This is a genomic window from Aliiroseovarius marinus (assembly GCF_050881025.1).
Lineage (GTDB): Bacteria > Pseudomonadota > Alphaproteobacteria > Rhodobacterales > Rhodobacteraceae > Aliiroseovarius > Aliiroseovarius marinus_A.
The window spans coordinates 234,248-255,415 of the sequence record NZ_JBNNXQ010000001.1 but is presented as its reverse complement, the minus strand read 5'-3'; the positions used below and the strand labels follow the sequence as shown (position 1 = coordinate 255,415).

The 21,168-nt window shown below is 60.5% G+C and carries 23 protein-coding genes; 22 read left to right on the top strand and 1 reads right to left on the bottom strand.

What is annotated here, in order from left to right; all coding sequences use genetic code 11:
• The first annotated feature begins 102 nt into the window (after positions 1–102).
• The 5 genes from hflK to ACRY08_RS01120 all read left to right on the top strand — a co-directional run bounded on the left by hflK (position 103) and on the right by ACRY08_RS01120 (position 5,130).
• Positions 103–1,236 (top strand): FtsH protease activity modulator HflK, encoded by a 1,134-nt coding sequence (hflK, locus tag ACRY08_RS01140; protein ID WP_432447972.1) that lies wholly within the window; start codon positions 103–105, stop codon positions 1,234–1,236.
• 8 nt (positions 1,237–1,244) lie between these two features.
• Entirely contained in the window at positions 1,245–2,105 is an 861-nt protein-coding gene (hflC, locus tag ACRY08_RS01135) for a protease modulator HflC (RefSeq protein WP_432448829.1), read from the top strand.
• Positions 2,105–2,296 (top strand): DUF2065 family protein, encoded by a 192-nt coding sequence (locus ACRY08_RS01130; RefSeq protein ID WP_432447971.1) that lies wholly within the window; start codon positions 2,105–2,107, stop codon positions 2,294–2,296. The genes hflC and ACRY08_RS01130 overlap by 1 nt, the downstream gene beginning before the upstream one ends.
• Before the next feature lie 105 nt (positions 2,297–2,401).
• On the top strand, positions 2,402–3,436 hold the full coding sequence (locus ACRY08_RS01125) for a fatty acid desaturase (RefSeq protein ID WP_432447970.1): 1,035 nt from the start codon (positions 2,402–2,404) through the stop codon (positions 3,434–3,436).
• Positions 3,437–3,648: 212 nt separating this feature from the next.
• Positions 3,649–5,130, top strand: coding sequence for a Do family serine endopeptidase (locus ACRY08_RS01120; RefSeq protein ID WP_432447969.1), 1,482 nt, complete (start codon positions 3,649–3,651; stop codon positions 5,128–5,130).
• Between the two features lie 89 nt (positions 5,131–5,219).
• On the opposite strand, the gene ACRY08_RS01115 is transcribed toward ACRY08_RS01120, so the two are convergent.
• On the bottom strand, positions 5,220–5,417 hold the full coding sequence (locus ACRY08_RS01115) for a DUF1127 domain-containing protein (protein WP_432447968.1): 198 nt from the start codon (positions 5,415–5,417) through the stop codon (positions 5,220–5,222).
• Between the two features lie 362 nt (positions 5,418–5,779).
• On the opposite strand from ACRY08_RS01115, the gene ruvC reads away from it, so the two are divergent.
• The 17 genes from ruvC to ACRY08_RS01030 all read left to right on the top strand — a co-directional run bounded on the left by ruvC (position 5,780) and on the right by ACRY08_RS01030 (position 20,991).
• Positions 5,780–6,286 (top strand): crossover junction endodeoxyribonuclease RuvC, encoded by a 507-nt coding sequence (ruvC, locus tag ACRY08_RS01110; RefSeq protein WP_432447967.1) that lies wholly within the window; start codon positions 5,780–5,782, stop codon positions 6,284–6,286.
• The gene (ruvA, locus tag ACRY08_RS01105; protein WP_432447966.1) at positions 6,283–7,008 is read left to right on the top strand and encodes a Holliday junction branch migration protein RuvA; all 726 of its coding nucleotides are present in this window, start codon (positions 6,283–6,285) and stop codon (positions 7,006–7,008) included. Before ruvC ends, ruvA begins: the two co-directional genes overlap by 4 nt.
• 17 nt (positions 7,009–7,025) lie before the next feature.
• The gene (gene ruvB / locus ACRY08_RS01100; RefSeq protein WP_432447965.1) at positions 7,026–8,081 is read left to right on the top strand and encodes a Holliday junction branch migration DNA helicase RuvB; all 1,056 of its coding nucleotides are present in this window, start codon (positions 7,026–7,028) and stop codon (positions 8,079–8,081) included.
• A gap of 54 nt (positions 8,082–8,135) precedes the next feature.
• Positions 8,136–8,801: a hypothetical protein gene (locus tag ACRY08_RS01095; protein ID WP_432447964.1), complete on the top strand. Its 666-nt coding sequence runs from the start codon at positions 8,136–8,138 to the stop codon at positions 8,799–8,801.
• 47 nt (positions 8,802–8,848) lie between these two features.
• A complete protein-coding gene (locus ACRY08_RS01090) occupies positions 8,849–9,271 on the top strand; it encodes a hypothetical protein (protein ID WP_432447963.1) in 423 nt (140 codons plus the stop codon).
• Between the two features lie 61 nt (positions 9,272–9,332).
• A complete protein-coding gene (gene ybgC / locus ACRY08_RS01085; RefSeq protein ID WP_432447962.1) occupies positions 9,333–9,716 on the top strand; it encodes a tol-pal system-associated acyl-CoA thioesterase in 384 nt (127 codons plus the stop codon).
• A 111-nt stretch (positions 9,717–9,827) separates the two neighbouring features.
• The gene (gene tolQ, locus ACRY08_RS01080; RefSeq protein WP_432447961.1) at positions 9,828–10,523 is read left to right on the top strand and encodes a protein TolQ; all 696 of its coding nucleotides are present in this window, start codon (positions 9,828–9,830) and stop codon (positions 10,521–10,523) included.
• Between the two features lies 1 nt (position 10,524).
• Positions 10,525–11,010: an ExbD/TolR family protein gene (locus ACRY08_RS01075; protein WP_432447960.1), complete on the top strand. Its 486-nt coding sequence runs from the start codon at positions 10,525–10,527 to the stop codon at positions 11,008–11,010.
• 7 nt (positions 11,011–11,017) lie between these two features.
• Entirely contained in the window at positions 11,018–12,046 is a 1,029-nt protein-coding gene (locus tag ACRY08_RS01070; protein ID WP_432447959.1) for a hypothetical protein, read from the top strand.
• Positions 12,043–13,374, top strand: coding sequence for a Tol-Pal system beta propeller repeat protein TolB (gene tolB / locus ACRY08_RS01065; protein ID WP_432447958.1), 1,332 nt, complete (start codon positions 12,043–12,045; stop codon positions 13,372–13,374). Before ACRY08_RS01070 ends, tolB begins: the two co-directional genes overlap by 4 nt.
• A 137-nt stretch (positions 13,375–13,511) precedes the next feature.
• Complete coding sequence (gene pal / locus ACRY08_RS01060) at positions 13,512–14,021, top strand: peptidoglycan-associated lipoprotein Pal (RefSeq protein WP_432447957.1); 510 nt, start codon at positions 13,512–13,514, stop codon at positions 14,019–14,021.
• 25 nt (positions 14,022–14,046) lie between these two features.
• Positions 14,047–14,877 (top strand): tol-pal system protein YbgF, encoded by an 831-nt coding sequence (gene ybgF, locus ACRY08_RS01055; RefSeq protein WP_432447956.1) that lies wholly within the window; start codon positions 14,047–14,049, stop codon positions 14,875–14,877.
• Entirely contained in the window at positions 14,868–16,112 is a 1,245-nt protein-coding gene (tilS, locus tag ACRY08_RS01050) for a tRNA lysidine(34) synthetase TilS (protein ID WP_432447955.1), read from the top strand. Before ybgF ends, tilS begins: the two co-directional genes overlap by 10 nt.
• Positions 16,113–16,200: 88 nt before the next feature.
• Positions 16,201–18,117 carry an ATP-dependent zinc metalloprotease FtsH gene (gene ftsH, locus ACRY08_RS01045; RefSeq protein WP_432447954.1) on the top strand — a complete coding sequence of 639 codons (1,917 nt, stop codon included), beginning with the start codon at positions 16,201–16,203 and terminating at the stop codon, positions 18,115–18,117.
• 163 nt (positions 18,118–18,280) lie between these two features.
• Positions 18,281–19,120 carry a hypothetical protein gene (locus ACRY08_RS01040; RefSeq protein WP_432447953.1) on the top strand — a complete coding sequence of 280 codons (840 nt, stop codon included), beginning with the start codon at positions 18,281–18,283 and terminating at the stop codon, positions 19,118–19,120.
• 104 nt (positions 19,121–19,224) lie between these two features.
• On the top strand, positions 19,225–20,292 hold the full coding sequence (locus ACRY08_RS01035) for a Hint domain-containing protein (RefSeq protein ID WP_432447952.1): 1,068 nt from the start codon (positions 19,225–19,227) through the stop codon (positions 20,290–20,292).
• 120 nt (positions 20,293–20,412) lie between these two features.
• Complete coding sequence (locus ACRY08_RS01030) at positions 20,413–20,991, top strand: MOSC domain-containing protein (RefSeq protein WP_432447951.1); 579 nt, start codon at positions 20,413–20,415, stop codon at positions 20,989–20,991.
• Positions 20,992–21,168: the final 177 nt, after the last annotated feature.

Below are 21,168 nucleotides of genomic sequence, written 5' to 3'. Positions count from 1 at the left end.
GAAAAGGGGGCGTATATTGCCCCCTTTGCCTTGAAATCTGCGCCCCGACGGGCCAGTTATGAGCGCGAAACCCTGTTTTTGACACGGAAGGAAATGGACCAGATGGCCAGCGATAATGGCGGTCCCTGGGGCGGCGGTGAAAACCGTGGCGGCTCTGGCGGGCGTCCCCCCTCAAACGGTGGCGGTAACCGTGGCGGCAACGAGCCGCCGCAGATGCCCGAAATTGACGAGCTGATGAAGAAAGGCCAAGAGCAACTGCGTGTGCTCATGGGTGGCCGTGGCGACGCGCGCAAAGGCGGCGGGCGTGGCGGCGCAGGATCGGAAGGTCCCAGCTTTGGCCGTGGCTCGATCCTGCTGATCGCGCTTGTTGCGGCTGCGGTCTGGCTCTTTGCCAGTGTCTATCGCGTGGACACGTCCGAACAATCGGTCGAGCTTTTGTTCGGCGAGAGCTATGGCGTGGGGGAAGAGGGGCTGAATTTCGCCCCCTGGCCAGTTGTCACCAAGGAAATCTATCCAGTGACCCGCGAGAACGTCATCAATATTGGTGATGGCACCTCTGAGGGGCTGATGCTGACCGGCGATGAAAACATCGTCGACATTGATTTCCAGGTGGTCTGGAACATCTCGGATATCGAGAAGTTCGTGTTCAATCTGGCAGCCCCCGAAAACACCATTCAGGCGGTGTCCGAATCGGCCATGCGCGAGATTATCGCGCGGTCGCGTCTGGCCCCGATCCTGACGTCGGATCGTGGTGTGATTGCGCAGGAGCTGGAAGAGCTGATCCAGTCGACGCTGGACGGCTATCAGTCGGGTGTGAACATCGTGCGTGTGAACTTTGACCGCGCCGACCCGCCCGCCGAGGTGATCGACAGCTTCCGCGAAGTGCAGGCGGCCGAACAGACCCGCGACACGTTGCAAAAGCAGGCTGATGCTTATGCCAACCGTGTGTTGGCAGCGGCGCGTGGTGAAGCGGCCCAGCAGCTTGAGCAGGCCGAAGGTTATCGTGCGCAGGTGGTCAATGAGGCCGAAGGTGAAGCCGCGCGCTTTATCTCGGTCTATGAGGAATACGCGAAGGCGCAGGATGTGACGCGCAAGCGTCTGTATCTGGAAACGCTTGAGAAGGTGTTGTCCAACGTGGACAAGGTCATTCTGGACGAAGGCGTCGGGGGGGACGGCGGTGTCGTGCCCTATCTGCCGCTCAATGAGCTGAACAAATCCAGCGGAGGGTCGAACTGATGCGCCGTATGCAAGCCTCTCTTTTTGTCCTGATCGCGCTGGTGTTTGCTGCGATGCAGGCGATCTATATCGTGGACGAACGCGAAACCGCGCTGCGCCTTTGGTTTGGTGAAGTGACCGCTGAAATCAGGGATCCTGGCCTGAACTTCAAAGTTCCGTTCTTCCACGAGATCGTAAAGTATGACGACCGTATTCTGCCTTTGGATACGCGCAAACTGGAAGTCACGCCGGCCGATGGGCGTCGTCTGGAAGTGGACGCCTTTGCGCGCTGGCGCGTGGCCGATGCCAAGCAGTTCCGCCGGGCGGTGGGCGCAAGCTCGATCGCCGGTGCTGCACCGCGTCTTGAACGCATCCTGAACGCTGAACTGCGCGAAGTGCTGGGTAAGGTGAACTCAGGCGTTGTCCTGTCGGCGGATCGTGTGGTTCTGATGAACCAGATCCGTGATCAGGCCCGCAACCAAGCGCTGTCTTTGGGGGTCGAGATCATCGACGTGCGCATCAAGCGCGCCGATCTGCCCAAGCAGAACCTTGAAGCCACCTTTGAACGGATGCGCGCTGAACGTCAGCGTCTGGCCGCAGACGAGATCGCCCGTGGTAACGAGGCCGCTCAGCGTCTGCGTGCTACCGCAGACAGGACCGTGGTCGAAACCGTGTCGGAAGCCCGCAAGCAGGCCCAGATCATCCGCGGTGAGGCCGATGCCCGCCGCAACGCGATCCTGGCCGAGGCGCTGGGCCGTGATGCGGAATTCTATGCCTTCCTGCGCTCGCTGGAGGCTTACGAAAAATCGCTCACGGGCGGAAACTCGTCGCTGGTCATCACGCCCGACAGCGAGTTTTTCGACTATCTGAAATCGGATACGGGGCGCTGATGTCTCTGATCCTTCTGGGATTGGGCCTTGTGCTCGTGATCGAGGGGCTGGTGTTCGCACTGGCCCCTTCGCGTTTGGACGACCTTGTGGCGATGATGGCCGCGATGAGCCGGGATCAACGGCGTTTGTTGGGGCTGGTTGCGCTGGCCGCCGGGGTGGTCTTGGTCTGGCTGTCGGGCGCCGGGCGTTAAGGCGCGGGCCTGCGACATATTCGAAACTCAGCCATATTTTGCAGGAATGGCTTGCGAAACGGCCCAACTTCTATATGCGTGCGGCAAGTATCGAAAAGCAGGCCCATGAAACATACACCCGACATCGCCCCTTCCGCTGACACACCAAAATCCGGACGGGATTGGGTTAAGATCCTTGCCCACTATCGCGACCCCAATGGCTGGCGCAGCAGTTTCGAACTGGCCGTCAGCATTGTGCCCTTCGTGGCGCTTTGGGCGCTGGCCTGGTGGTCGATGTCGATCAGCTTGTGGCTGACGCTGGGCATTTCGCTGGTGAATGCGCTGTTTCTCTTGCGCCTTTTCACCATCCAGCACGATTGCGGCCATGGGGCGTTTTTCAAACAACGCGCCGCAAGTGATTGGGTGGGTCGCGTGATCGGTGTGCTGACCCTGACCCCCTATGCGGTCTGGCGGCGCACCCATTCGATCCACCACAGTTCCGCGGGCAATCTGAACAAACGCGGGATTGGGGATATTCTGACCCTGACGGTGGATGAATATGCGGCGCTGTCGCGCTATGAGCAGTTCAAATACCGGCTTTATCGCAATCCGGTTGTGCTCTTTGGGTTTGGCCCAAGCTACCTGTTCCTGCTGCAAAATCGTCTGCCCTTCGGGCTGATGAACAATGCCCGCTACTGGATCAGCGCCATGGGCACCAATCTGGTGATCGTCGCGGCCCTGATCACAATCTGGTATTTTGGCGGCTTTGCAGCCCTTCTTCTGATCTTCCTGCCGTCGACCCTGTTGGCCGCCACGGCGGGCATGTGGCTGTTTTACGTGCAGCACCAGTTCGAAGACACCCATTGGAACAGTGAAGAAAACTGGCAGCTGCATGATGCCGCCCTTGAGGGCAGCTCGCATTACGTCATGCCGCGCGTGCTGCAGTGGTTCAGCGCCAATATCGGCATTCACCATGTGCACCACCTTTACAGCCGCATTCCCTTCTATCGCCTGACCGAGGTCTTGCGCGATCATGCCGAACTGGCACAGGCCAATCGCCTGACCATCCCCGAAAGCCTTGCCTGCGCGCGGCTGCATCTGTGGGATGAAAAACGCCGTCAGCTTTTGTCCTTCACACAAGCCCGCGCGATTTACGGCTGATCTGGGCTGCGCTTGGCGCGGATGGCTCACAGCGTGTGACAGGCTTTCACATGCCGGTGAAAAGGCGTGTGCGAAGTTTGCGTTGCGCTTTTTCGTTCCTATCTAGAAACTGTCGTTCAAACGGGCCCCCGTTGCCGGATCAGTGGCCCCGCAGTTTCTAAGCAGAGGAGAGACGTGTGAGAGTGCAGGCAATAGCTCCCCAACATATTCAGATGCGGTTCATGCAGGGCTTTATGGCGCTGGTCATGGCCGTTGCCGCGGTCGTTGCGCTGGCGGGTCGGGCCGAGGCGCGCGGCGCACCGGACAGTTTCGCTGATCTGGCCGAAGCGGTCAGCCCGGCGGTGGTGAACATCACCACCTCGACCATTGTGGCCCAGCGTGAAGGCGGGCCGCAGCCGATGATCCCCGAAGGCAGCCCGTTCGAAGAGTTCTTCCGCGACTTCCTTGATCGCAACCAGCGCGGGCCAAATGGCAACGGCGAGGAGGGCGAACGTCGCCAGCGCCGCAGTCAGGCGCTGGGCTCGGGTTTCGTGATTTCCGAAGACGGGTTCATCGTCACCAACAATCACGTCATTGAAGGTGCAGACGAGATCATGATCGAGTTCTTTCCCGGTGGGGAAGGGGCGCGTGAACAGCTTCAGGCCAAGGTGATCGGCACCGACCCCAACACCGACATCGCGCTTTTGAAAGTCGAAAGCGACGCGCCGCTGCCCTTCGTCAATTTTGGTGACAGCGATGTGATGCGCGTGGGTGATTGGGTGATGGCTGTCGGCAACCCGCTGGGACAGGGCTTTTCGGTCTCTGCCGGGATCGTGTCACAGCGCAACCGCGAATTGTCGGGCGCCTATGACGACTACATCCAGACCGATGCGGCGATCAACCGGGGTAACTCGGGCGGGCCGCTTTTCAACATGGATGGCGACGTTATCGGGGTGAACACGGCGATCCTCAGCCCCAATGGCGGCTCGATCGGCATCGGCTTTGCCATGTCCTCGACCGTGGTTGAACGGGTCATTGGCCAGCTGAAAGAGTTTGGGGAAACCCGCCGCGGCTGGCTGGGTGTGCGCATTCAGGACATCACCGATGACATCGCCGAGGCGCTGGGTCTGGACAGCACCGATGGGGCGCTGGTGACCGTGGTGCCCGATGGGCCGGCCAAGGATGCTGGCGTGTTGGCCAATGACATCATCCTGTCCTTCGATGGGGTCGATGTGACGGATACGCGCGAATTGGTGCGCATTGTGGGCAATGCCCCGGTGGGCAAAGCGGTGCGTGTCGTGGTGCTGCGTGATGGCAAGACCGAAACGCTGAAGATCACGCTGGGGCGCCGCGAAGATGCGGTGGCTGGCAATGCAGGGGGGGACGACGACGCTGAGACCCCGAAAGAGCCCGAGCAGAGCAAGATCCTTGGCATGACCCTGTCCGAGATTGATGCTGCCACCCGCGACGATCTGGGCATGAGCCCCACAGCTTCGGGCCTTGTGGTGCGCGATATCGACGAGGACAGCGAAGCCTTTGAAAAGGGCATTCGCGCAGGCGATGTGATCGTCGAGGCGGGACAGCAGGCTGTCGGTTCTATCGATGAGCTGCAGGAGCGCTTTGACGCTGCACGTGATGGCGGGCGCAAATCCGTGCTGCTGTTGGTGCAACGCGATGGCAACCCCCGTTTCGTGGCGCTGTCCTTGGGCGAATGACCCTAAAGTAAAAGAAAACCCCGCACAGGCTGTCCTGTGCGGGGCGTGAAACCCGCGCAGATTGCGCGGGTTTTTTGTTTGGCAAACGGTTACATCCGGTCGATGTCGCCGCGGCACAGCCCGATATCTTCAAGCTCGCGATCCGTCAGCTTCGACAGGGCGTTGCGGGTCTCGCGAGCGTCATTCCAGGCGACCATGGTGGCAACAATGCCGCGCATGGCGTCGGACAGACGGCCCCCGAAGACGCCACCGGTTGCGTGGGTCATGGTGGTTTCGAAAGCAGCCATTTTCGTGTCCTTCACAAAAAAGAGGTTGAACGAGCCTCACAGCTCTAATGCGCCAATTAGGATTGAAAATACCGAACGACAAGCGGGATTTTTGCATGTCACATATGCGGTTTTTGCAACGGGTCGCTTTTGGAATATCCGGGGTCGAAAACGGTCCAGATTGCCGGTTGTGGGGGCGGAATTTGGTAAGGTTTCCTTAACCATGAGACGGAAATGCCACTCAGATATTTCTTCGCGGTCACGTGGGTTAGGTAAACGGCAGGTAAATCCTTCTGGCCAATGTTCTTGTTTCGTGCTAGTTCTTGCGCAACAGTAATAAGCGGCACGCAAATGTGTCGCGGGCAGTGAGCAGGGCAGATGAGATGCGTGTGATTGGCATTGATCCGGGGCTAAGGAATATGGGCTGGGGGGTGATTGACACCTCGGGCACGCGGATGCGCCATGTGGCCAATGGGGTGTGCACCTCGCGCACGGGCGATCTGGCCACCCGGCTTTTGTCGCTGCATGAACAGCTGTCGGATGTGTTGGCGCGGTTTGGGCCAGACACGGCCGCAGTAGAACAGACCTTTGTGAACAAGGACGCCGTGGGTACGCTGAAGCTGGGGCAGGCGCGTGGCATCGCGCTTTTGGTGCCTGCGCAGGCGGGGCTTGCCATCGGGGAATATGCGCCCAATGCCGTCAAGAAAGCGGTGGTTGGCGTGGGCCATGCGGATAAGCAACAGGTGGATCACATGGTGCGCATGCAGCTGCCGGGTGTAGAGATCGAAGGGCCGGACGCGGCGGACGCGCTGGCGATCGCCATTTGCCATGCCTTTCACGCCCAAAGCGCGGGCCGGCTGGACGATGCTGTCAGGAGGGCCACGGCATGATCGGACGGATTGCAGGGCGCATTGATTACCGTGCCGAAGACCACGTGCTGATCGACGTGAAGGGTGTGGGCTATCTGGTCTATGTCTCGGAACGCACCATGTCGGCGCTGCCCGGCCCCGGCGAGGCGGTGGCGCTTTATACCGACCTTCTGGTGCGCGAGGATAATCTGCAGCTCTTTGGGTTCACCTCGCTGGTGGAAAAAGAATGGCACCGGCTTTTGATGAGCGTGCAGGGGATCGGGGCGAAAGCCTCGATGGCCATTCTGGGCAGTCTGGGGGCCGATGGGGTCAGCCGGGCGATTGCGCTGGGCGACTGGAACGCGGTGAAAGCGGCCAAGGGTGTGGGGCCCAAGACCGCGCAACGCGTGGTGAACGAGCTGAAAGACAAGGCGGCCAGCGTTATGGCTTTGGCGGGGACCGGATCGGGGGCTTTGGCACCTGACGCGGGCGGGGCAGGCTCAGGCGCTGCCGCGCCTGAGCCTGATCTCGATGACACGGTCATCGAGACACCCGGCGCGGGGGCACCGGGTGCGTCTGCTGTGCCTGACCTGCCAGACATTGACCCGGCCGCGCAGGCCGAGGCGCTGTCGGCGCTGACCAATCTGGGTTATGCGCCGGGCGAAGCGGCTTCAGCCGTGGCGCAGGCTTTGGGCGAGGATGCGTCCCTGAACACCGCGGGGCTGATCCGGTCCGCGCTGAAATTGCTTGCGCCGAAAGGCTAGGGGAGTAAGCAAGACCCATGACCGATTTCGATCCTCAGCCCGACCCCACATTGCGGCCAACCCCGACGCCCGAAGACAAGGCAGAGTTTGAACGTGCCCTACGCCCGCAGGCCCTGGGTGATTTCATCGGTCAGGCCGAGGCCCGCGCCAATCTGCGTGTCTTCATCGAAAGTGCGCGCAAACGGTCCGAGGCGATGGATCACGTGCTGTTTCACGGCCCCCCCGGTCTGGGCAAAACCACGCTGGCGCAGATCATGGCGCGCGAGCTTGGGGTGAATTTCCGCATGACCTCTGGGCCGGTGCTGGCCAAGGCCGGCGATCTGGCCGCGATCCTGACGAACCTCGAAACCAATGACGTCTTGTTCATTGATGAAATTCACCGTCTCAATCCGGTGGTCGAAGAGGTGCTTTACCCCGCGATGGAGGATTTCGAGCTGGATCTGGTGATCGGCGAAGGCCCGGCCGCGCGCACCGTGCGCATCGAACTTCAGCCCTTCACGCTGGTGGGCGCGACCACGCGTCTGGGTCTTTTGACCACGCCGCTCAGGGACCGCTTTGGCATTCCGACGCGGCTGCAGTTTTACACCGTGGACGAGCTGCACGAGATCGTCTCGCGCAATGCCATCAAACTGGGCGCGCCTGCCGACGAGGACGGCGCGCGCGAGATCGCCAAACGCGCCCGTGGCACGCCGCGCATCGCAGGCCGCCTGTTGCGCCGCGTCGTCGATTTCGCCGTGGTCGAGGGCGACGGGCGTATCACCCGAGATATTGCCGACAATGCGCTGACCCGTCTGGGCGTGGACAACCTTGGCCTTGATGGGGCGGATCGGCGCTATATGGGGCTGATGGCGGAGCATTACGGCGGCGGCCCGGTGGGGATCGAAACGCTCTCTGCCGCGCTGTCTGAAAGTCGGGACGCGCTGGAAGAGGTGATCGAGCCATACCTGTTGCAGCAGGGCCTGATCCAACGCACCCCGCGCGGGCGCATGTTGGGGCAACGGGCGTGGAAACATCTGGGCCTTGCGGTGCCTGAAACACAAAAGCCCGGGCAGGGGCAGCTCTTTGACGGATAAGTCTTGAAACGCGCGCCCGTTTAAGGGACACCCGGCGCGATCAAGGAGACCCATATGACCGACGCGCCGCTGATGACCCCCGAAGATGTGACCGCACATTTCACCCGCGCCAATGGCAGTTTCACCTTTGCCCGATGGGGCCGCCCGATCGTGCCGGTGGTCTTTGGCGTGGAGGAGGAAACGCTTGAGGTCGTGAAGGGTGCGGTCGAAGCGGTGGTGGTTCTGGCCGGTCACAAGATGGCCGAGACCGACCCCGAGCTTGGCGCCAACCTGATGGTGTTTTTCTTTCGCGACTGGGACGAGCTGCTCGAAGTGCCGAAGCTGGGCGAGATGATCCCCGATCTTGGCGCCACCGTTGCACGTCTGAAAGCTGCGGGCGCCAGCCAGTATCGCGCCTTCCGCTTTGATGATGAAAACGCCATTCAGGCCTGTTTCACCTTTGTGTGCATGACCGACGAGATGTCCGCGCTGCCCGCCGAGGCCATTGCCCTGACCCAAGCCGTTCAGGCGGTGCTTTTGTGGAGCGACGCGATATTCGCCAATCAAAGCCCGCTGGCGCTGTTGCCCGATGGGCAAACCATCCTGAAACCTGAAATCGCGGCGCTGATCAAAGCAGCCTATGACCCGATGTTGCCGGTCGCTGCGGATGACGCGTCCCATGCGTTGCGCCTTTATGCGCGCATGCAGGTGGCGCCTCCTGAGGAGGAGACGCAGTATTGATGTGTTGTTGTATGAAATTCCATTTTCGATAGTTTGTTGAGGTGTCTATGCAGATTATTGGGTGGATTTTCGTTTTTTGTTTTGTGGCAGCTTTCGGTTTCTTGATTGGCCGTCTTCAAGCTTATTTGTTTGTCTTGGTGTTTCATGTTCCGGTCAGGAAAAAGATCCCCGCTTTCCTTGGTTCCTTCCTTAGATCATGGCCCTATTTTATAGGGTTTTTCATTCCAATGCTCTTCATAGAAGAGGGGAAGAGCCATAAGTTGAACAGCCCAGAGGGGGCAGCACTACTTGTTGGAATGCTCCTTTTGTCCTGTGGGATTCACATATTTCTAAATCGTCTTGAAAAATTGTTCTTGGAAGAGGGTTGGACGAGTGCCGCTGGCGCGCGCCGTTCAAAGATCTGGGCGATTGGCGTTTCGGTTCTGGCGACGGTATTCATGACTAGTCAGTTCGTTCGATTAAACCTATAACTCAGCATTGCGCAGGGCTGCGTTTGATTGCATTTTCAATCCCGAAAATCACGAGGTCCCCATGCACCATTTCCCGATCCGCGTTTATTATGAAGACACTGATATGGCGGGCATCGTCTATTACGCCAATTATCTGCGCTATATCGAACGGGCGCGGTCCGATTGGGTGCGCACGCTTGGTGTGGACCAGAACGCCATGCGGGACGCCGGGCAGGTTTTTGCCGTGCGCCGGGTCGAAGCGGACTATCTGGCGCCTGCGAAGTTTGACGATGCGTTACAGGTTGAAACATCTGTTCAACAGGTCAGCGGGGCGCGTCTGGTGCTGGATCAGGTCGTGAAGCGCGACGAACAGCCTTTGTTTCAAGCCGTTGTGACCATTGTTTGCGTCTCGGACAGTGGTGCGCCTGCGCGACTTCCGGCAAATATTCGCCGGTTTGTTCACTGAAAACACGGTGAATGCCGCCGATGACGTGGTTTTGATGGCTTTCCCCCTGTCTTTGCGCTAATATTCAGGCAGAAAAGCTGCCCAAAGAGGTAGCGGTACAGAGGCAGAGCTATGGAAACGGAAACGCTTCAGGCGGCGGCGGAGATTGATTTCTCCTTCTTCGCCCTTTTTCTTCGCGCAACTTTGACGGTCAAGCTGGTGATGCTGTTGCTCATCATCGCATCTATCTGGTCCTGGGCGATTATCATCACGAAATTCATGGCCTTTCGCCGCGCACGCGCCGAGGCCGAGGTCTTTGACCGAAAGTTCTGGTCAGGCGAGCCGCTGGATGAGCTTTTCGACCAGATCGGGGCCAGTCCCAGCGGGTCGGCCGAGAAAGTGTTTTCGGCAGGTATGCTGGAGTGGCGGCGCTCGCACCGGGCCGATGGTGGGCTGATCGCCAATGCCCAGTCGCGCATTGACCGGTCGATGGATGTGGCCATCGCCAAGGAAGGCGAGGGCATGAACAAGGGGCTGAGCTTTCTGGCCACGGTGGCCTCGACTGCACCCTTTGTGGGCCTTTTTGGCACCGTCTGGGGCATCATGAATGCCTTCATCGAAATCGCGCAGCAGCAAAACACCAATCTGGCCGTGGTCGCCCCCGGCATCGCCGAGGCGCTTTTGGCCACCGGACTTGGTCTTCTGGCCGCCATCCCGGCGGCGGTATTTTACAACAAGCTGAGCGTCGACAGCGACAATATTCTGGCGGGCTATGAGGCCTTCGCAGACGAGTTCGCCACCATCCTCAGCCGCCAGTTGGACAGCTGAGATGGGCGCGAATGTGCAATCAGGCGGGGGTGGCGCGGATCGGCGTGCCCGGCGCGGGCGTCGGCGGGGCAAGCATCGCCGCGTGATGGCTGAGATCAACGTGACACCCTTTGTCGACGTGATGCTGGTGCTTTTGATCATCTTCATGGTGGCCGCGCCCTTGTCGGTTGTCGGCGTGCCGGTGGAGCTGTCCAAAACCGCGGCGAAATCGCTGGAGGCGCCTGAAGAGGAGCCGCTGGCCATCACTCTGACCGAGGCGGGCGAGGTCTTCTTGCAAACCACAGAAATTGCGCGCGATGACTTGATCCCGCGCCTGCGCGCCATTGCCGCTGAACGGGCGGATGACAAGATTTTCCTGCGCATTGACGGCGAGGTCGCCTGGAACAACACCGCCCAGATCATGGGCGCTTTGAACGCTGCGGGCTTTTCCAAAATCGGTTTTGTGACCGAAGGTGGCGGGCCGACGCTGAGTGGGCAGGGGAACTGAGGGAACGATGCGCAGGGGGCTGTATATCTCGACAGCCGCTCATGGGATTGTGATCCTGTGGGTGCTTTTTGGCGGGGTCTTCAAATGGGATCGCGACGAAGAGCTTGTGCCGGTCGCGGATGTGTCCTTTATCTCGGAAGATGAATTTGCCGCGCTGTCTGCGCCAAAGCCTCAGGCACAGGCCCCGGATAACAGTCCGACCCCCGCACCGCGGCCCGCACCTGAGCCGGAACCTGAACCCGTTCCAGAACCGACCCCAGAGCCTGAACCGGCCCCCGTGCCCGCACCTGAGCCTGAGCCGGACCCCACCCCAGAACCCGATCCGGTGACCGAAACGGCGCCGCCCGCGCCTGCGCCGCGCGTGGCCCCGGAAGCTGCCCCGGAACCAGAGGTCCCGTCTGAAGAGGCCCCCGCGCCGGTCGAGGCTGTGACGCCGGACCCCTCACCAGACCCGACCCCGCAACCCGAAGAGGTCACCCCCGCCGCGCCGCCCGAGGCCACGACAGAGATCGTGACCGAAGCGGAAGAGCCGGCCGAGGCGCCCTCGGCTGCCCCCGCGACCTCGACCCGCCCCAAATCACGCCCGTCGCGCCCCAAACCGCAGGTCGCTGAACCTGAAACGCCACAGCCCAGCACCGCAAATGCGGTGGCCAATGCCGTGGCCAATGAAGTGGCCTCCGGCGCGCAGGACAGTGCCGATCAGAACGTGCCCGAAGGCCCGCCCCTGACACGCGGTGAAAAGGACGGGTTGCGCGTGGCGGTCAGCCAATGTTGGAATCTTGGGTCCTCGTCGACCGAAGCCATGTCCACCACGGTCGTCGTTCTGGTCACGATGAGCCGCGAAGGCCGCCCCGAAGCGATCCGACTGGACAGTTGGGACGGACCCAGCCAAGCTGCTGCCAATACGGCGTTTCAGGCGGCCCGGCGCGCCATCATTCGATGTGGCGCACGCGGGTTTGACCTGCCTGCCGAGAAATATGGCCAGTGGCGCGAGATCGAAATGACATTCAACCCTGAAAAGATGAGGATAAAATGAGCTTTACCAACGCCCTGAAAGCCATTCTTGTCGCAGGTGCCGCCCTTGTGGCCCCAAGCCTTCCCGCCTTTGCCGAAGGCCCGCTGAGGATCGAAATCACCGATGGTGTGATCGAGCCTTTGCCCTTTGCGATCCCGGATTTCCAACCCGAAGACGGTGGGGCCTCGGCCCTGGCGCGGTCGGTGTCGCGGGTGATCGCGGCGGATCTTGCGGGCACGGGACTGTTTCGCGAAATCCCCTCGGATGCGTTTGTTTCGTCGGTGACCAGTTTCGCAAGCCCCGTGGCCTATGCCGACTGGAAAGCGATCAATGCGCAGGCGCTGATCACCGGGGCGGTGTCCACATCGGGTGACAATATCGCGGTGAAGTTCCGCATCTTCGATGTGTTTTCAGGCCAGCCTTTGGGCGAGGGGCTTCAGTTCAATGGCACTGCCGCAAGCTGGCGGCGCATGGCGCATAAGGTGGCCGATATCGTTTACAGCCGGATCACCGGCGAGACAGGGTATTTCGACAGCCGCGTGGTCTATGTGGCCGAAAGCGGCCCCAAGAACGCGCGGCGCAAACGTCTGGCGGTGATGGATTATGACGGGGCGAATGTGCAGTTTCTGACCGACAGTTCGGCACTGGTTCTGGCGCCGCGCTTCTCGCCCACCGGCGACCGGGTGCTTTATACAAGCTACGAGACGGGCTTTCCGCAGGTTTATCTGCTTGATGTGGCCACGGTCGGGCGGCAGGCGCTGTCCAGCCAGCAAGGCACGATGACCTTCGCCCCCCGGTTTTCACCCGATGGGCGCACGGTGGTCTATTCGCTGTCGGCAGGCGGCAATACGGACATCTACACGATGGATATTGCCAGCGGGCAGTCGCGTCGCCTGACGCAGGCGCCTTCGATCGAAACCGCGCCCAGCTTTTCACCCGATGGCAGCCAGATCGTCTTTGAAAGTGACCGCTCTGGCAACCAGCAGCTTTACGTGATGCCCGCCGGCGGCGGCGAGGCGACGCGCATCAGCTTCGGGCAGGGGCGTTATGGCACGCCCGTGTGGTCGCCGCGCGGTGACCTGATCGCCTTCACCAAGCAAAACGCGGGGCGCTTTCATATTGGCGTCATGCGCACGGATGGCTCGGAAGAGCGGTTGCTCACGGCATCGTTCCTTGACGAAGGGCCCACATGGTCGCCCAATGGCCGGGTGATCATGTTCACCCGCGAAAGTCAGGGGGCCGCGGGCGAGGCTGCGCTTTATTCGGTGGATATCTCCGGGCGCAATCTACGCCGGGTGGTCACGGATGGGGCTGCGTCTGACCCGGCCTGGTCACCGCTTTTGAAATAAGGAGGATGGGCAAGGATCAGCCAATGACACTTGCCCCAGCGTGATACGTTTTCAACGGGCTTGCAAAATGCTAGTCTTGCCCCAACAACAAGAACAACGGCCCGCAATCCGGGCGATGAGTGGATACAGGAAAGATCATGAAACATCTCGCTATTGCGGTGCTTGTCGGCACACTGGCCCTGTCGGCTTGTTCGAAGAACCGGTTCGACAATGATTACGGCGCGGGTGCCGGAGCAAATGCGGGCGATATCGTGCCCGGCAGTGCCTCTGACCCACGTTCGCCGGCCTATTTCAACCAGACCATCGGGGACCGCGTTTTGTTCCTGGTGGACCAGTCGACGCTGACGCCCGAGGGCAGCGAGGTGCTGGCCAAGCAAGCGGCGTGGCTGATCGAAAACACCAGCTACACGGCGGTGATCGAAGGCCACGCGGATGAGCAGGGCACACGGGAATACAACCTCGCCCTTGGCGCGCGTCGTGCCTCGGCTGTGCAAAATTACCTGATCGAACGCGGTGTGGCGCCGAACCGATTGCAGACCGTGAGCTATGGCAAGGAGCGCCCGCTTGAGATTTGCTCGCAGGAAGCCTGCTATGCCAAGAACCGCCGTGCGGTGACCGTGTTGGCCGCGGGCGCGCTCAGCAGCTGAATTTGGCCGGGTAAAAGGGGGTCTTATGATGTTGAGACATCTGAAAGCGGGCATTCTGGGGCTGGCGATTGCTGGCGCAGCGCTGCCTGCCATGTCACAGGATCGGGCGCAGTCACTGGCGGATATCCGGCAGGAACTGACCGTTCTTTACGTCGAAGTGCAGAAATTGCGCACCGAGCTGTCGACCACGGGGGCAGTGTCTGCGCCCACAGTGGCAGGCAGCCCGACCCAGCGTCTGGACGCGATCGAAGGCGAGATGACGCGGCTGACCTCGAAAATCGAGACGCTGGAGTTTCGTATCAACTCCATCGTCAAGGACGGCACCAACCGGATCGGCGATCTGGAGTTTCGTCTGGTCGAGCTTGAGGGCGGTGACGTGACCAAGCTGGGCGAAACCACCACGCTGGGTGGCGGCGAGGCCCCGAAAGGCCCCGTTGCGGCCCCGGTGACCACGCAACCCGCGCAGGAGCTTGCGGTGGGTGAAAAGCAGGATTTCGACGCGGCGGGCGCTGCGCTGGAAGCCGGTGAATTTGCGACGGCTGCCAGTCTTTACGAACGTTTCATCGATGCCTATCCGGGCAGCCCGCTGACCGCCGAGGCGCATTTTCAGCGCGGCGAGGCGTTGACCGGATCGGGCGACATCAAAAACGCGGCGCGGGCCTATTTGAACGCCTTCTCAGGCGCGCCCAATGGTGACCGGGCACCAGATGCGCTTTACCGTTTGGGCCATGCGCTGGGCGGTTTGGGGCAGGTATCTGAAGCCTGCGCAACCCTGGCCGAGGTGGGCAAACGCTTCCCCGGCGCACCCGCTGTTGCGGATGCCGCGTCTTCGCGCAACGCGCTGGGATGCCCGTGACGCCTTACGAGATCTTCTCCGCTGCTCTTGACCGGGCCCGCGCGCGCGGGCCCGTTTCGCATCTGGGGCTGGCCGTGTCGGGCGGAGGTGACAGTATGGCGATGCTGTTTCTGGCCCATGACTGGGCGCAGGCCAGCGCAGGGTCGCTCGCCGTGGCAACCGTAGATCATGGGTTGCGCCCGGAGGCCCGCGCCGAGGCCGCCATGGTCGCGCAAACCTGCGAGGGGCTTGGCATCCCACATGACGTCCTGACATGGGCAGATGCACCGGATGGCAATCTGCAGGATGCGGCCCGTCGGGCGCGCTATCACCTGCTGTCGGGCTGGGCCGGGGCGCAGGGGGTGGACGCTGTGGCGCTGGCCCATACGGGGGATGACCAGGCCGAAACCTTCATCATGCGCCTTGCGCGCGGGTCCGGCGTGGATGGGTTGGCACCGATGCGCGATGATTGGCGCCATCAGGGCGCGCGTTGGCTGCGCCCGCTTCTGGCGGCCTCGCGCAGCGATTTGCGCGGTGATCTGCGCGCGCGTGGGCAAAGCTGGGTCGATGACCCGTCCAACGATGACCCGCGTTTTGATCGGGTGCGTGTCCGGCAGGCCATGTCTGATCTGGCCGCATTGGGGTTGGACCGGGATCGGCTGATCGATACGGCCCGCCACATGGGGGCGGCGCGCGAGGTCTTGCAAAAGGCGGCATATGATGCGGCGAAAACCTGTGTTCGGGTCGAGGCGGGAGATGTGATCTTCGCCTGCGCGCCCTATGAGGCGCTGCCCGTGGAAACCCGCCATCGGCTGCTGGCCGCGGCGCTGCGCTATGTGGCATCAAACCCGTACCGGCCGCGATATGACGCGCTATGTGCGGCAGAAGCTCAGGCGCTGGCGGGCAAAAAGCGCACTCTGGCGGGCTGTGTATTGACCCGCCAAAAGGACAGTCTTTGCATCGGACGTGAGCTTTCGGCATTGCGCGATGTGGTCGGCACGGCAGGCGGGGTCTGGGACGGGCGCTGGCGCTTGCAGGTCGCGCCGGGGCAGGTGATCCGGGCGCTTGGCCCCGATATCAATGCCTGCGACACATGGCGCGACACGGGCGTGTCACGGGATTGTTTGATGACGACCCCTGCAATTTTTGACGAAAACACGCTGATTGCCGCGCCTGAGGCGGGTTTTGGGGACAAAAACGTGCTGAAAACCGCCCCATCGGCCGCTGAATTCCTAAAGTCCATTTTATCGCATTGAACATATGGGGATCATCCCTATTTTAGGAACACAGCGCAGGGGTGATCGCCCCAGCGACGTGTCGTCGTGACTTCAAAGGAGATCCCTCTTGGGCAACGCGAGAAATTTCGCCTTCTGGATCGTGCTCTTTCTGCTGATCCTGGCCTTGTTCAACCTGTTTTCCAACGGTCAGGCCGGGCTTGCTGCCTCGCAGGCCACCTATTCCGAGTTTGTGACCGCTGTTGAGGGCGGGAATGTGAAATCGGCAACGATCGACGGCGAGAAAGTTGTCTATCAGGATGGCGCGGGCAAGGTCTTTCAGACCGTTGTGCCCCGTGATGCCGCGGTCAGTGACCAGCTGATCGCCAAAGGGGTCGAGGTGAAGGCCGAGCCGCAACAGCAATCGGGCTTCATGAGCCTGATCACCCTGTTGCTTCCTGTCATTTTGCTGATCGGTTTCTGGTTCTTCATGATGAACCGGATGCAAGGTCGCGGGGGCGGGGGCGCCATGGGCTTTGGCAAATCCAAAGCTAAGATGCTGACCGAACGTGAGGGGCGTGTGACCTTTGACGACGTGGCAGGTATTGATGAAGCCAAGGAAGAGCTGGAAGAGATCGTGGAGTTTCTGCGCAACCCGCAGAAATTCAGCCGCCTTGGCGGTCAGATCCCCAAAGGCGCGCTGCTGGTGGGCCCTCCGGGCACCGGTAAAACGCTTCTGGCGCGCGCAATTGCGGGCGAGGCGGGCGTGCCCTTCTTCACCATTTCGGGCTCTGACTTTGTCGAGATGTTTGTGGGCGTCGGCGCAAGCCGTGTGCGCGACATGTTCGAGCAAGCCAAGAAAAACGCGCCCTGCATTGTGTTCATCGACGAGATCGACGCCGTGGGCCGTTCGCGTGGCGCTGGCTATGGTGGCGGCAATGACGAACGCGAACAGACGCTCAACCAGTTGCTGGTTGAAATGGACGGGTTTGAAGCCAATGAAGGCGTGATCATTCTGGCCGCGACCAACCGTCGTGACGTACTGGACCCCGCGCTTCTGCGCCCCGGTCGTTTCGACCGTCAGGTCACCGTGCCGAACCCTGACATCAAGGGCCGCGAAAAAATTCTGGGCGTGCATGCGCGCAAAGTGCCGCTGGGTCCTGACGCCGACATGCGCATCATCGCGCGTGGTACGCCGGGCTTCTCAGGCGCGGATCTGGCGAACCTTGTGAACGAGGCCGCCTTGATGGCCGCCCGCGTGGGTCGTCGTTTCGTGACCATGGAAGATTTCGAGAACGCGAAAGACAAGGTCATGATGGGGGCCGAACGCAGGTCCATGGTTCTGACCGATGACCAGAAGGAAAAGACCGCCTATCACGAGGCTGGCCACGCCGTGGTTGGTCTGAAACTGCCGCAATGTGATCCGGTCTATAAGGCCACGATCATTCCGCGCGGTGGCGCCTTGGGCATGGTTGTCAGCCTGCCCGAGATTGATCGCCTGAACTGGCATCTGTCGGAATGCGAAGAAAAGCTTGCCATGACCATGGCCGGCAAGGCGGCCGAGATCATCAAATATGGCGAAGAAAACGTGTCGAACGGCCCGGCTGGAGATATCCAGCAGGCGTCCGGTCTGGCGCGTGCCATGGTGATGCGCTGGGGCATGTCCGACAAGGTGGGCAATATCGATTACGCCGAAGCGGCCGAAGGGTATTCGGGCAACACCGCCGGTTTCTCGGTCTCGGCGCATACCAAAGAGCTGATCGAGGAAGAGGTGAAACGCTTCATTCAGGAAGCCTATGACACCGCGTTCAAAATCCTGACTGACAACAAGGATGAGTGGGAAAATCTGGCTCAGGGGCTTTTGGAATATGAAACCCTGACCGGGGCCGAGATCGAGCGTGTCATGAAGGGCGATCCGCCGTCTGCTTCTGATGACGACGATGCGCCGGAAGACGGAAACGCCCCATCGGTCGCCGCGATCCCGAAAACAAAACCACGCAAGAAGCCTTCGGGCGAGGGCGGGTTGGAGCCGGAACCCACGGCTTGATCCCCCAGCGATGATGACCAAAAGCCCCGGAGCCAGTTCTCCGGGGCTTTTTGTTTGGGGCGGCAGATGTCTTCAAAAAAATTGCATTTTTAGGGCGATCCGCGTCTTATAGTTGAAATTTGAAAGCGGCTGTTCTGTGCGTATAGTGTCACGAGGGGGGAAGATGACAAAAGAATTGGACCTGAACGAAATCGACGCAAGGATCACATTCCATCTGGCCTCTGAGATCATGGAAGTGTCATTCAACGATTTGGTTTTCTCCAATTCCGCGCAGGTGAACGCCTTCTATGACCGGGTTGAAGACCGCATTGCCGAGACCGGCGAAAAGCTGTGGTTCTTCCTCGTAGATTACCGCAACACCCGCATCGACAGCGCAGCCTGGGTTGCTTTTGCCCGTCGGGGCAAGGCGCTGAACCTGGCCCATTCCATGGGCTCTGTGCGCTTTGATGCCTCAGAGGTCACACGCCGACAGATCGAACAGACGCAGGGCACGGCAGAGTTCAATCCCAACCTGTTTTATGATCGTGACAGCGCTTTGGCACGGTTGGCACGCCTGCCGTCCAAGCGAAAGAAAAAGCTGCAGCATACGCCGAATTATGATGCAGAGACCTTGCGCGCGCGTCTGTCTTTCATGCCTGAAGCGCAGATTATGGATGTGGATTTCACGGGCCTGTCTTTGGAGCATTCCGGGGATGTGGACCTGCTTTATGACGTGATCGAAGAAGAGGTTGCCGCCACCGGTCAGAAGTGGTTTTTCCTCATCAATTACGAAGACACCCGTATTCAGGCGCCTGCCTGGGTGCGCTATGCGGCGCGGGGCAAGGTGTTGAACCTAAACTGGTCGCTCGGGTCGGTACGCTATGCGCCCGGATCAGAAACGGAAGCCGATATTCGCCTGCGTGCCGAAAGTCAGGCGTTCCGGCCCAATATCCGCAACACGCGGGACGAAGCACTGGCGCGCATCGCCGAGATGAAAGCCGACACAAACGCGCAGACCGGATAGGGTCTGATCAATTCTGCGAAAATCCTAATCATATTCTGTCCCGGCTTTAACCTGTATAAATCGGGATGTTGGACAATATCGGGCAACAAAGGACCAAAGACCTCATGCCCGAGTATATTTCAGAGTTTCAGTATTACGGTGACTCTACGCAGGAGTTTATCGAGATTGCGTTGCCCCAGGGCACGGACCCGACCGGCTATCAGGTCATCGTCTATCAATATGATGGGACGATTTATAACAGCTTTTCACTGGACACTGCCGAAGGCACCATGGGGGGACATGATGTCTATGTGATTGATGATACATCCCTTGGGTTTCCCACGTCTGATCCCACGGGGAACCTTTATCCGGATGATGCAATTGCCTTGGTGGATCCGGATGGCAATGTGGTGCAGTTCGTTTCCTATTGGGACAATACGGTCACCGCAACCGAAGGCCCAGCCGCTGGGATGACCAGCACGGATGTGGGCACGGCGGATGCAGAAAGCTCTCTTCAATCGGATGATGGGGGCACGAGCTACTATACACAGCCCTCCACCAACTCCGGCGTCATTCCGGCCTGCTATGCGTCGGGCAGCATTGTTTTGACTTCTGATGGGATGAAGCCAGTTGAAAACCTGTCCGTGGGGGATTGCGTGGTCACGCCCAGCGGGGAACAACACCCAATTCTCTGGACCTGGAGCGATGATCAGCCCCTGGATGATCTGAGGCGGGACCAGAAACCTGTTCTGATATCCAAGGATGCGTTGGGCCCGGGGCGGCCAGTGCGCGACATGATTGTGTCGGGCCAGCATCGGATCGTTGTGGGCGGCTTTGGGCAGTTGACGCATATGTTTGAGGCGCCGGTCATGGTGCCTGCGAAATCTCTTGTTGCGCTGAAATCCGTGCGCTTCATGCAAGGGCGGCGTTCGATCAGATGGCACCATTTCCTATGCGATACACATAGTGTCGCCTTGGTCGACGGCTTGGCATCCGAAAGCCTGCTGCCCGGACCCGTGCTTTTGCATGGCCTGAGCGCAGAGGCACGCGCAGAGATCAAGGCCGCATTGCCGGATGCGCTCCACGGGGCCGTGCCTTGCCGTCCGGTTCTGCCCTGCCTGACAGTCGGAGAAGCACGACGTATTTTGCGCGCGTATTCACCGCAAGAGGTTCGGCAGGCAAGGGCGGCGTAAAGCGTCGGTCTCCATCGGGATATTGCCTCACGGGCATTACATCGCTGACATGGAACGTGACTTGTCAAAGGGAAGGTGTCGCTTCAGTTTGACGTGAAATTCGCGATGCCGGAGCCGCCCATGCCAGCCCTTCTTCCCACCGATTACCACGCAACGATCACATGGTTGGGCAAAACCCCCGACCGCGCGGACACGCTGACAAGCCAGTCATGCGCCTCTGTCACGCTGGGATTTGACGGCATCATGGGCGAGGCGCGTTCGGGTGTGACGCGCCCGTCTTGCCCGCGTGTGACCAGCCAGCACCCGCTTGGCACTGAAATTCGCAATGCCCGGCAGATTTCCATGCTTTCGGCGGAAGAACTGGCCGAGATCGCGCATGATCTGGAATTGGAGGCACTTGATCCGCAATGGTTGGGGGCCTCTGTTGTGGTCGAAGGCCTGCCCGATTTCAGCCATCTGCCGCCGTCGTCCCGACTGCAGGCGGAAGATGGTGCCACTTTGGTGGTTGATATGCAAAACCGCCCCTGCAATCTGGTCAGTCGCGAGGTCGAAAAGGCGCGCCCCGGTCACGGGATCGGGTTCAAACCTGCCGCCATCGGCAAGCGCGGGGTGACCTGCGCGGTGGAACGCCCCGGTGTGCTTCGGGTTGGGGATCGTTTGCGCCTGCATATTCCTGACCAACGCAGCTGGCAGCCCTGATCACGGGGCAAGTGCTGCGGCGGGAAACCGGGGCGGCATGCAAGAAACGCGGTGGTCTATCGGAAACCGCTGATCTGCATTTCGACGTGATCCGCGGCAAACATGTCGGATTTCACCCTGTGTGCCGGGATTCTTGGCGATATGTAAAAGGGTAGAAACGGGCGCGTTTCAACAGGG

What these genes read in the sequence shown, in the direction of transcription:
- hflK (WP_432447972.1), top strand. Translation starts at nt 103, where the DNA reads ATGGCCAGCGATAATGGCGGTCCCTGGGGCGGCGGTGAAAACCGTGGC.
- hflC (WP_432448829.1), top strand. Translation starts at nt 1,245, where the DNA reads ATGCAAGCCTCTCTTTTTGTCCTGATCGCGCTGGTGTTTGCTGCGATG.
- ACRY08_RS01130 (WP_432447971.1), top strand. Translation starts at nt 2,105, where the DNA reads ATGTCTCTGATCCTTCTGGGATTGGGCCTTGTGCTCGTGATCGAGGGG.
- ACRY08_RS01125 (WP_432447970.1), top strand. Translation starts at nt 2,402, where the DNA reads ATGAAACATACACCCGACATCGCCCCTTCCGCTGACACACCAAAATCC.
- ACRY08_RS01120 (WP_432447969.1), top strand. Translation starts at nt 3,649, where the DNA reads ATGCGGTTCATGCAGGGCTTTATGGCGCTGGTCATGGCCGTTGCCGCG.
- ACRY08_RS01115 (WP_432447968.1), bottom strand. Translation starts at nt 5,417, where the DNA reads ATGGCTGCTTTCGAAACCACCATGACCCACGCAACCGGTGGCGTCTTC.
- ruvC (WP_432447967.1), top strand. Translation starts at nt 5,780, where the DNA reads ATGCGTGTGATTGGCATTGATCCGGGGCTAAGGAATATGGGCTGGGGG.
- ruvA (WP_432447966.1), top strand. Translation starts at nt 6,283, where the DNA reads ATGATCGGACGGATTGCAGGGCGCATTGATTACCGTGCCGAAGACCAC.
- ruvB (WP_432447965.1), top strand. Translation starts at nt 7,026, where the DNA reads ATGACCGATTTCGATCCTCAGCCCGACCCCACATTGCGGCCAACCCCG.
- ACRY08_RS01095 (WP_432447964.1), top strand. Translation starts at nt 8,136, where the DNA reads ATGACCGACGCGCCGCTGATGACCCCCGAAGATGTGACCGCACATTTC.
- ACRY08_RS01090 (WP_432447963.1), top strand. Translation starts at nt 8,849, where the DNA reads ATGCAGATTATTGGGTGGATTTTCGTTTTTTGTTTTGTGGCAGCTTTC.
- ybgC (WP_432447962.1), top strand. Translation starts at nt 9,333, where the DNA reads ATGCACCATTTCCCGATCCGCGTTTATTATGAAGACACTGATATGGCG.
- tolQ (WP_432447961.1), top strand. Translation starts at nt 9,828, where the DNA reads ATGGAAACGGAAACGCTTCAGGCGGCGGCGGAGATTGATTTCTCCTTC.
- ACRY08_RS01075 (WP_432447960.1), top strand. Translation starts at nt 10,525, where the DNA reads ATGGGCGCGAATGTGCAATCAGGCGGGGGTGGCGCGGATCGGCGTGCC.
- ACRY08_RS01070 (WP_432447959.1), top strand. Translation starts at nt 11,018, where the DNA reads ATGCGCAGGGGGCTGTATATCTCGACAGCCGCTCATGGGATTGTGATC.
- tolB (WP_432447958.1), top strand. Translation starts at nt 12,043, where the DNA reads ATGAGCTTTACCAACGCCCTGAAAGCCATTCTTGTCGCAGGTGCCGCC.
- pal (WP_432447957.1), top strand. Translation starts at nt 13,512, where the DNA reads ATGAAACATCTCGCTATTGCGGTGCTTGTCGGCACACTGGCCCTGTCG.
- ybgF (WP_432447956.1), top strand. Translation starts at nt 14,047, where the DNA reads ATGATGTTGAGACATCTGAAAGCGGGCATTCTGGGGCTGGCGATTGCT.
- tilS (WP_432447955.1), top strand. Translation starts at nt 14,868, where the DNA reads ATGCCCGTGACGCCTTACGAGATCTTCTCCGCTGCTCTTGACCGGGCC.
- ACRY08_RS01040 (WP_432447953.1), top strand. Translation starts at nt 18,281, where the DNA reads ATGACAAAAGAATTGGACCTGAACGAAATCGACGCAAGGATCACATTC.
- ACRY08_RS01035 (WP_432447952.1), top strand. Translation starts at nt 19,225, where the DNA reads ATGCCCGAGTATATTTCAGAGTTTCAGTATTACGGTGACTCTACGCAG.
- ACRY08_RS01030 (WP_432447951.1), top strand. Translation starts at nt 20,413, where the DNA reads ATGCCAGCCCTTCTTCCCACCGATTACCACGCAACGATCACATGGTTG.